The organism is Paraflavisolibacter caeni (assembly GCF_025628885.1).
GTDB lineage: Bacteria > Bacteroidota > Bacteroidia > Chitinophagales > Chitinophagaceae > Flavisolibacter > Flavisolibacter caeni.
Genome location: NZ_JAOTIF010000076.1, coordinates 1 through 1030, shown reverse-complemented (window position 1 = coordinate 1030; position 1030 = coordinate 1). Strand labels below are relative to the sequence as shown.

1 protein-coding gene is annotated in these 1030 nt (G+C 56.3%); it reads right to left on the bottom strand.

Annotated features, from left to right (window positions below; all coding sequences use genetic code 11):
* A partial coding sequence (locus tag OCK74_RS27825) for an MFS transporter (protein WP_279300391.1) occupies positions 1–1017 on the bottom strand: 1017 nt, incomplete at its 3' end.
* Positions 1018–1030: the final 13 nt, after the last annotated feature.

Genomic DNA, 1030 nt, shown 5'->3' with positions numbered 1-1030 from the left:
GGCCAGCTTGTTGATCAACAGGAACACCCCAAAGGCCAAATAAGGCATCACAAACCTTAGGATGGATTGCAGGGACCGGCCCACCCCAAAGGCTCCAACCGAAGAGGTCCACCTACCCATCATCAAAGAAGCCCAGAACAGGGAGACAAAGGGGGCCACCTGCTCGGTGGGGAAGGCCGATCCATCGGCTCCCTTGACGTGCTGTTCCATGAACAAAGGCAGGTTGGAGGCCGTGGACACCTCCACCCCTACATACAAAAAGATGGCGATCATGCCCAGCCACAGCTGGCTGTGGGAAAGGGCACCGCCCTGGGCCACCGGCACCAAATGGTCGGGGATGTCGGTGGGGCTGGCCACAATACTTTCTGCGGTTTCCTCATCCAACTCGATTTTGTTGGGCACGGAGGAAAACTTAAAGATCAGGGCCGCCAACAGGAACAGGGCTCCCAGCACCAGGTAGGGGGTTTTCACGGCCGAGATATCGGCCACTTGAGCCGCACCGCCTATAGAACCAAAGATGGCTAGACTCACCAGCACGGGGCCAATGGTGGTGCCAAAGTTGTTGATGCCGCCGGCCAAACTCAGTCTTTGGGAGCCCTGTTGCCTAGGTCCCATGACGATGGCCAGGGGGTTGGCGGCGGTTTGCTGCAGGGAAAAGCCCAGCCCTACAATAAACAGGCCGGTGATCATGAGTGTAAAGGAGGCAGTCTGGGCCGCCGGGTAGAACAGCAGGGTGCCCAGGGCGGAGATGACCAGGCCCAGGCAGATGCCGTTTTTATAGCCCAGGCGGTTGAGGATATCGCCTCCGGAGGCTTTGGAGATGAAAAAATAGATGAGGGCGCCCACCGTATAGGCCACATAGAAGGCAAAGGAGATCATCTGGGACTGCCATTGCTCCAGGTGGAGTTTTTCTTTAAAGACGGGGATTAAGATATCATTGCTGGCAGCCACAAAGCCCCAGAAGAAGAACACCGAAATCAGCACCCCAAATTGGGACCAGCGCGTTTGTTGTGACATATGGAAGTTATTT